Source organism: Thermodesulfobacteriota bacterium (assembly GCA_034189135.1).
In the GTDB taxonomy this organism is placed as follows: Bacteria; Desulfobacterota; Desulfobacteria; order Desulfobacterales; family JAUWMJ01; genus JAUWMJ01.
Genome location: JAXHVO010000087.1, coordinates 26,498 through 34,946 on the forward strand (window position 1 = coordinate 26,498; position 8,449 = coordinate 34,946).

The following is an 8,449-nucleotide window of genomic DNA, read 5'->3' on the forward strand; positions in this document are numbered from 1 at the left end:
TGAAAAAATTGCAAGAAAAACGACCTGGCATATCATTGAATGGGAATCAGATGGCAGTGTTGCGGTGACACCTGGACGCTGACGTCTTCGCCGATGTTGTAGATGCGGGTTCTCATCATACTGATGACATGAATTTCACGGTCGGTACCCAGTTCAATGAAATAGCTGACTTCTCCGCCCATGTAACTGCGGTCTTTAATGCGGCCCTGAAAGTGGTTCATTCCCTCCTCCGGCTCAAATTCATCCTGGGGAAAGGCATCAAACCGCTGTGCGCGGACGATCATTTCCACCTGATCGCCTTTGGAGAATCCGCCTTTATTTTCTGCAAAGAGGACATCACCGGTTTCAATTTGGACGTCTATGCGATGCGGGTCGACATCCACGACTTGGCCTTGAATGAAATTGGAGTGGCCTAGAAAATCAGCTACAAAATGGTTGGCCGGCTCGTTATAGACAGATTTGGGGCTGCCTTCCTGCTGTTTGCGACCATCTTTCATGACCAGGATCTGATCCGACATGCTCAATGCCTCGCGCTGGTCATGGGTGACAAAGATGGTGGTGACACCGAGCATTTGCTGAATGTTGTCTACCTCCCGCCGCATCTCTTCTCTCAGGTTCTCGTCCAGCGCGGACAGAGGCTCGTCCATCAGCAACACATCCGGCTCAATAACAATGGCTCGGGCCATAGCGATGCGCTGCTGCTGGCCTCCGGAAAGCTGGTTCGGCATTCGATTTTCAACCCCTGGCAGACGAACCATCTCCAATGCCCGTGTCACCTTTTTTTTGATCTCCTCTTTGGGTACATCTCTGTATTTCAAACCAAAGGCCACGTTTTCAAAGATGGTCTTGTGGGGGAACAAGGCATAGTTTTGAAAAATCATTCCCAGGTTTCGCTTGTGGATCGGTATTTCGTTGATCCGGACCCCCTTGATGAAAATATCACCCTCGGTGGGCTCCTCCAACCCGGCCACCATGCGCAGCAATGTGGTCTTTCCGCATCCGGAAGGACCCAGCAGCGTCACCAGACTCCCTTCTTCGATGTTAAAATCCATTTTTTCAACGGCAACCACTTTGCCGAACCGTTTCAAAATGCCTTTAAACTGTACCATGGGCTGTTTCTTGTCCGTCGTCAAAATATACAGTCTCCCTTCGTTGTTCTAGTGCCGAGGTCGGACATCTTCCACTTAAGAGAGTCCGACCCCGGCAATCATATGGCCTATACCAACACCCATCTATCGAATGTCGATCTAACTGCCTGACTTGATTCGATCCCATTTTTCGGTGAATTCCAACTGGTTGGCATTCCAGTAAGACGGATTGGCAAACAGATAACCGTCCAGTTTTCCGGTGGGATCGAAGGCCGGCATCTTCTTGATCTTTTCGGTCAATTTAACCTTGGTTGGATCCAGGCTGGGCGGATAATTCTGTCCTTCCGCCACAGCGATGGCCGCACTTGGTTCCAGCATGAAATTGAGCAGCTTATGGGCGATCTTAAGATCGGTTCCTTTGAGGACAAACAGATATTCCATCCAGGAGTAGGTCTCCTTGGGAGAGAGGTAACCGATGGGATGACCTTCCTGCTGAAGTGCGGCCACCCGTCCGGACCAGGCCACCGTCGCATAGATCTCTCCGTTGGCCAACAGGCTCATCAACTCGGCACCGGAGCTCCAATATTTCTTCATCAGGCCGCGCTGCTCACGTAAAGCCGCCCATATGGCCTTGAGATTGGTCATATTGTTGGGGCTTTGGCCGGTATGCAACGCGGCGTACCACATATTGGTCCTGAAGTCACCGCCCCAACTGCCCAGTTTGCCTTTCAAGCTTTTGTCCCACAGCAGGGAAGCACCCAGTTTTTCAGCCTTTTTTTTGCTGATATGTTTGGTATTGTAAGCGATTCCGGTTTGTCCCAAATCATACGGCACAGCCGACAGGGTTCCTTTGGTGATTTTCCGCAGGGGTTTAATCATGGCGGCCATGACATTTTTCAGGTTGGGAATTTTGGATTCATCCAGCACCGAGGCAAAACCCAACTCTGCATAACGCGCATAGTCGAAAACGGCGCTGAGATGGGCGATATTAAACTCCCCACCCGGTGGGTAGGACGCTTTAACTCGCGTCAGGTAGGAGTTCATGTCACCGAATTCACCATCGATAACCTTGATGCCCGTGGCTTTGGTAAAAGGCTTGAAGGCGTATTTTCGAAAGGCTTCAGAGGTAGAGCCGCCCCATCCGTCAAAGCGGATGGACTTGGCCGCCCATGCCTCTTTTACGGCGTTTCCAAAGGGCAATCCCACCAGCCCGATCGATGCACCGGCAAGCCCGAGATATTTGAGAAAGTGACGCCGGCTGATTTTGCCGTTTTTATACGCATCGTATACCCTATCCAGTTTTTCTATGGTAATGTTGCCCATTGTGCCTCCTTTCAGTAGATGGTTGTCAGTTTATGTTTTTACTTTGGAAAACTTCCGGGATAGATATCCTGCCAGCAGCGGGGTGGCGACGGTCAGCACGATCATCACCGCACCCAACGCATTGATTTCCGGGCTGATGGAATTTCTCAACATGCTAAAAATCTTCACTGGAACCGTTTGATTCTGTGCCGTTGCCCAAAACAGGGTCGCCGTAATATCATCAAACGAAATGGTAAAGGAAAAAAGAGCACCGGCCAGTATGGCCGGTAGTAATAACGGAAAAGTAATCTCCTTAAAAGTTTGAAATGCATTGGCACCCAGTGATTTTGCCGCTTCCTCATATTCTTTTTTAATGCCCACCAAGCGGGCCTGAACAATCAGCAGTACATAGGGTAGGGTCAGCACCACGTGTCCGATAACCAGCAGGGCAAAACTCTTGGGCTGCTGGAGCCATCGTAAAAACAGCAGCAATGCGACGCCTAAAACCACTTCCGGAATCATGATCGGCGATAACAGCAGCGTGTTGAGGGTGTTTTTGCCGGGAAACTCAAAACGAATAAATGCCATAGCGGCAAGAATCCCGATGCCGGTAGATATCACTGCAGTCAGCGAACCCAGGACAATAGAGTTGGTAAAGGCGTCAATGATCGATTCATTTTGAGCCAGCCTGATAAACCAACGGAAACTCACCCCTTCCATGGGGAAAATGCCGAACTGTTTGGGATTGAACGCCAATACCATAACCACGACGATGGGGGCGAACATGAATACGTACACGAGGAACGTGTAAACTCTGATTAATGTCCATCCCAGTGAGAATTGTTTCATGGTCTAATTTCCCTGAAGACTTTTAAAAATCTGGTTGATTCCCAAATATCGGTTGTAGGTCCATACGATCACAAACAATAGAGAAAGCAGGATGACACTGATGGCCGAGCCGAACGGCCAGTCCAGTGTACCGATAATTCGTTTGAAAACGAGATTGGCGATCATTTCGTTACCGGGACCGCCCAGTATCATGGGTGGCAAATAAGTGCCCGCCGTCAAAACAAAAACCAGCAAGCAGCCGGCGCTGAGACCTGGAAGGCTCAAGGGCAGCGTCACCTCACGAAACGCCTGCCATTCGGTGCAGCCCATGCAGCGTGCGGCTTCTAGCAAACTCTTATCGATGCCCTCTAAACTGACATATATGTTAAGGATCATGAATGGTAGGAGATACATGATCAAACCCATAAGCACGGTGAATTCATTGTAAAGCATGGATATGGGGGATTGAATCAGTCCGATTTTCAACAGGAAGTGGTTAATCAGGCCCGAATCACCCATGATGTTGATCCAGCTCATGGTGCGGATGATAAAGCTGACCCAAAACGGCAGCATGATGAGCAAAAGGAAGACCTGTTTATAGCGATTTTCGCTGCGGTAAAAAAAATAGGCGGGAATATACCCCATGACCACGCATAACAGGACGGTTTCAAAAGAGATACGAATGGTTCGAAGGAGAATTATAGGATAGAAAAAATCTTCAAAGAACTTGGCGTAATTCCCGAACTGGAAGGCGGGAATGTCCGCTCCGCTAGGTGCGCGCAGCCAGAAGCTGTATACAACCACAAAACAAACCGGTATGACCAGAAGAAAAAAGACTGCACTCAAAGAAGGCGCCAGCAGCGCCCATGGTTTCCATTTTTCAGGTTTCATGGTGTGTTTCCCTGGTGAATTGATTAAAAAATATGCAAACTGTAACGTTCTATAAGGCTGTTTTTACCTACCTGCGGTTTTTACCTGGCGGCAGGAGCCCGGATAGGGACTTGGCCGTTTCTCTGATCATGTCCCCATACTTTGCTTGGATGTCCTTTGCACTGTGTTGCAGTACTGAAAAGTCAAAGCATACCGCACCGACTCCTTTCCCGCTCAGAGGATCGTACAAGGGCGCCCCAATAGCAATCAAATTGGGTAGATACTCTTCCACGGATATGGCATATTGACGCGCTTTGGTTTTTTTTATTTCCGAAATCAACGCCTCCTTGTCCACGATCGTCTTTTCGGTTTTGGCCACCAGAATCATCTTGTCGATCTTTTCAGCGATCAGATCGTCAGGCAGGCTGGACAGATAGGCTTTCCCCAATGACGTGCTGTGTAAGCAGTTTTTGGAAAAATCCGGCAAACTGTAAATAAGGGTCTCTTCCGCCTCACGATGATAGATGCGCACCAACATGTCATCCACTGCAAAGTGCACATCGATGCTGATATTTTTCTCTCTGTGGATCCGGTCCACCACCTCCTTGATCATCTTCAAATGGTCGGTGGCCCGCATCAAATTGTTGCAAAACAGCAGGCACAGTATGGATGGCCGGATCTCCTTGGTTTTTGTGTCTTTTGCCAGGTACCCCAGCTCTACCAGTGTGTTGATGTAACGGTAGGTTGAAGTCATGTTTAAATCCAGCGTCTTGGCAATTCCACTCTGGGTCAATACCGGGGTTTCCCTGTTGAAAAGAGACAGGATTTTCAACCCCTTTTCCAGCGATTTCGAAAAATAGTATTTTTCTTTTGACATTCCGTTTAAAGATGATTTAATAGGTGCACTATAATAGAAATGCTTTTACTATTATAGTTAATAATGCAGATTTCAGAACAAATGTCAACTACTAATTTTTATTTAGTGAATGAGGAGGGGTCATGCTGCAAAATAATACATTAATGACGATTGTTTTTGAGAATTCGGATGAAGAGAACCACATACCTCTCTCAGACCTGATTGAGGCTCTTATAGATTTTTTAGGCCACTTTGCGGAAAAGAGCTTGGTGGGGAAAGCGTTTTATTCCATTGTTCAGACGGGTGACGGACGAACGAAGTTTTCAAGGCTGCTCAACGCCTGCAAGTATAACAACAATCCCAAAGGATTTTTTTCAGAACTGCTCATGTTGCTTGGGAAAGCGGATGGTACCGGAAAAATCAGCATCAATGGAGTAGAATTGCCCCATTTGCTGCTGGTGGCAATTCTGGAAGTCGTGCTTCCGGGCAATCGGTTCACATCGATAAAGTCAACCGAACAGCTGGAAAAAATGGCCAATATCAAGTTGTCGGAAGCGGATCGGGGCGATATGCAAAAAGTGATCGATACCTATCCGGTGCGGCTTTCCATGCACACCATTCGCCAGATGCGGGTGTCCGGCGATGTGGCCTATCAGTACCTGCCTTTTATCCAGGAGTTGGATGATGCCGGGCACACCAACACATGGATCGGTCAGTTCCACCAGGGACTGCTGGAACAGATGTATCAGAACCGGGTCATTTTTTTACTCAATATGAGCTGTCCGGTCTACTGCAGGTTCTGCTTCCGCAAACACAAGGAAACACGAAACGAAGCCAATCCCACCCCGGCGGATGTCAAAAAGGCGGTGGCCCACGTGAAAAATTCACCATCCATCAAAGAAATCGTAATCACCGGAGGCGACCCATTCATGAACCGGACCAACATGGCCTGCGCCATTGATGGTCTGATGGAGATCGACCATGTCCAGACCCTGCGCCTGGCGACCCGTTGCATTTCGTACTATCCCCACCTATTCTTGTCTAACGATTCAAAGCTGCTGGGTTACTTGAAACGAAAAAATTTGGAACTCCAGGAGCGCGGCAAGCGGATGGAAGTGGCCACCCATTTCATCCATCCCGATGAAATATCCCCGCAGAGCCTGATGATCATCACCGAACTGGTAAAAAGCGGCATTGCGGTTTACGTGCAGACACCGTTTTTGAACAACTGCAACGATAAAGGCCCCGAACTGGTCCGGCTGTTCAGTCTGCTGCGTGGTGCCGGCGCCGAGCTCCATTATATTTACATCCCCTGCAGTCCCATCCATGGAAACAGCGTATACTGGACACCGATTTCAAAAGGCCTGGAGGCAGGCAACTATTTGCGGGCACACATGTCTGATCGGGTTATTCCCAGAATATGTACGGCCACTCCCATCGGCAAGATGGACTGGCACACCAGCGGTTGGGCCGTGGAGCCGGTGGCGGAAAATGACAACTTCATGTGGATCCGAACGCCTTACACACCGGGCTATTTTAAGCGATTCGCACCCATTGCCAATGAACTGGAAAATATCCGGGTCAACGACGAGGGAACCATCGATATTCAATACATGGCACAAATCGGCGATGAATCGCTTTTTCTGGGAAACAGGGCGCCTGTACTTGCCGGAGGTGCGACCACGCAACCGGAAAGTGCTGATACGATTCTGCCGATGGTATTCAGCGGTGAAAAAATCACGCCATCTATTGTCGATACCGGATCAAAAACCATTTCACGCGTCCATGAAACCCGGGTTGAAATTGACACCGAATGTATCGAATCGGATCTGGATTATATCCGGGATGACGAAAGAATTACCGACGTGGTAATCGTTTCTGAAAAAGACGCTACCGAATCCTTGTTCCGAATCAGAAAAATCATCGGGACGCTTAAAAATTTCCCCCATGTGAATGCCGTGCGACTGCGCAGCCTGAATTTCAACTATCAACCGGAACGCTACACCCCGGTGGTAATCGACAAACTGGCCGACCTGAACAAACTGACCATGGTCAATCCGCTGCGCCTGGAAATTGAAACCCAATTCCTGGTTGCTGAGGAATTTCAACCGGAGCATACTCGGCTTACCCGTCTGCTGAGCAACAAGGGCATTACCGTTTATAACAACACGCCTCTGCTGGGTGGAATCAATGACACCCCGGAGGCCATTCACCATCTTGCCTATGGCTGCCGGAAAGCCGGCATTGAATTTCATCATCTTTATGTGGCCGGGCTTCCCATCCAAGACCGCTGGAATATAAAAAATCCGGTGGCACTTTACGATGTGGTGGACGTTGCCACACGGGTGCGCCGGGAAGGCAGCGGCAGGGAAATCCCCCGCTATATTATTCGCACGGTCTTGGGTGAGGTGGATTTCGGTTTGTCATCCACCATTATCGGTAAAGATGGAAATCTGAAGGTTAAACTGCTTCCCTACGAACTGTCATACTTTAAGGCCATATCGCCGGATTTCACCTGGCCCGAGGATATTAAGGAAGATGTAGACGGCAAACCGGTCGTATCGATTTCCGGCCTGATGAAAACCACTGATTTTGCATTATCGTAACCAGGAGGCCTCATGTATTATCCGTTTTTGCTTTACAGCAAAAAAGTCAAACACCGACCTGTCTTTCCCGAGCTGAAAGGAGATCCTTTTATTGCCGATCTTTCAAACAACAGTCCGCTGCTCAAAGGATTGGAGGTGAGAAACCAGGAAAAATTCCAACGAATCTTGGATGAGAAGATGGGAGCGGAATTTAGTTGGGGGATTTCTCCCTATCTGGAGCGGCGCGACACCCTGCTCGGAGACTGCCCCCAGATGGTGGCCGACCAGCGATTCATCCACCTGGGTCTGGATGTAATCGTGGACCTGGGCACGCCACTGCATGCGCCGCTGGATGCCACTGTCTCAGAAAGCGGTTACGAAAGTGGAGAAGGAAACTATGGCGGGTACGTACTTTTAAAGCACAAAAGCCCCTATTTTGAGACCTTTTACAGCTTTTACGGACACCTGTGCAAAGATCGCCTGCCGCCGGCCGGCAAAACCTTTCCGGCCGGCGTGGCATTTGCCGAGATCGGTGATTTTCACCAAAACGGTAACTGGTTCCACCACACGCATATCCAGGTGATCACTGGCAAGGGCCTGGAAATGAGTTATGTTTCCAAAGGATATTGCACTGAAAAAGATCTGGTGGAAATAAACGATCTCTGCCCTTCGCCGATACCCTTGTTTATTGTCGGGTTCCGGGGCAATTCTTGATATATTGACATATCGAATAATAAATATAGCTGAAGTATTATCTACAGGCAATCCAGGTAGACGTTAATTCTAGTAGCACAATAACACCCCAATTGAGCGAAAACTTATGCTGCTTTTTTAAATTCATTTTCGTTTAGAGTAGTACAAATGTTACGATAAAGTAATTCAGTTTCATTGTTCTTTGTCAATTCGATGACTTTTACACC

7 protein-coding genes are annotated in these 8,449 nt (G+C 48.7%); 2 read left to right on the top strand and 5 right to left on the bottom strand.

The window, feature by feature from the left end:
- Window positions 1–32: 32 nt before the first annotated feature.
- From SWH54_13350 to SWH54_13370, 5 genes are all read right to left on the bottom strand, one after another.
- Window positions 33–1,109 carry an ABC transporter ATP-binding protein gene (locus SWH54_13350; GenBank protein ID MDY6792242.1) on the bottom strand — a complete coding sequence of 359 codons (1,077 nt, stop codon included), beginning with the start codon at window positions 1,107–1,109 and terminating at the stop codon, window positions 33–35.
- A gap of 138 nt (window positions 1,110–1,247) precedes the next feature.
- Window positions 1,248–2,411, bottom strand: coding sequence for an extracellular solute-binding protein (locus tag SWH54_13355; protein MDY6792243.1), 1,164 nt, complete (start codon window positions 2,409–2,411; stop codon window positions 1,248–1,250).
- Window positions 2,412–2,441: 30 nt separating this feature from the next.
- Window positions 2,442–3,239, bottom strand: a complete 798-nt coding sequence (locus tag SWH54_13360) for an ABC transporter permease (GenBank protein ID MDY6792244.1) — start codon at window positions 3,237–3,239, stop codon at window positions 2,442–2,444.
- A 3-nt stretch (window positions 3,240–3,242) separates the two neighbouring features.
- The gene (locus tag SWH54_13365) at window positions 3,243–4,109 is read right to left on the bottom strand and encodes an ABC transporter permease (GenBank protein ID MDY6792245.1); all 867 of its coding nucleotides are present in this window, start codon (window positions 4,107–4,109) and stop codon (window positions 3,243–3,245) included.
- Between the two features lie 67 nt (window positions 4,110–4,176).
- Window positions 4,177–4,965: an IclR family transcriptional regulator gene (locus SWH54_13370; protein ID MDY6792246.1), complete on the bottom strand. Its 789-nt coding sequence runs from the start codon at window positions 4,963–4,965 to the stop codon at window positions 4,177–4,179.
- Window positions 4,966–5,087: 122 nt separating this feature from the next.
- Here SWH54_13370 and SWH54_13375 point away from each other — a divergent pair, with 122 nt between their 5' ends.
- Both SWH54_13375 and SWH54_13380 read left to right on the top strand, forming a co-directional pair.
- Complete coding sequence (locus SWH54_13375) at window positions 5,088–7,550, top strand: radical SAM protein (GenBank protein ID MDY6792247.1); 2,463 nt, start codon at window positions 5,088–5,090, stop codon at window positions 7,548–7,550.
- Window positions 7,551–7,562: 12 nt separating this feature from the next.
- Window positions 7,563–8,243 (top strand): peptidoglycan DD-metalloendopeptidase family protein, encoded by a 681-nt coding sequence (locus tag SWH54_13380; GenBank protein ID MDY6792248.1) that lies wholly within the window; start codon window positions 7,563–7,565, stop codon window positions 8,241–8,243.
- The last annotated feature ends 206 nt before the right edge of the window (window positions 8,244–8,449 follow it).

Bases quoted from the DNA above. Each gene is read 5' to 3' on its own strand.
- SWH54_13355 (MDY6792243.1), bottom strand. From the start codon at position 2,411: ATGGGCAACATTACCATAGAAAAACTGGATAGGGTATACGATGCGTAT.
- SWH54_13365 (MDY6792245.1), bottom strand. From the start codon at position 4,109: ATGAAACCTGAAAAATGGAAACCATGGGCGCTGCTGGCGCCTTCTTTG.
- SWH54_13370 (MDY6792246.1), bottom strand. From the start codon at position 4,965: ATGTCAAAAGAAAAATACTATTTTTCGAAATCGCTGGAAAAGGGGTTG.
- SWH54_13360 (MDY6792244.1), bottom strand. From the start codon at position 3,239: ATGAAACAATTCTCACTGGGATGGACATTAATCAGAGTTTACACGTTC.
- SWH54_13375 (MDY6792247.1), top strand. From the start codon at position 5,088: ATGCTGCAAAATAATACATTAATGACGATTGTTTTTGAGAATTCGGAT.
- SWH54_13380 (MDY6792248.1), top strand. From the start codon at position 7,563: ATGTATTATCCGTTTTTGCTTTACAGCAAAAAAGTCAAACACCGACCT.
- SWH54_13350 (MDY6792242.1), bottom strand. From the start codon at position 1,109: ATGGTACAGTTTAAAGGCATTTTGAAACGGTTCGGCAAAGTGGTTGCC.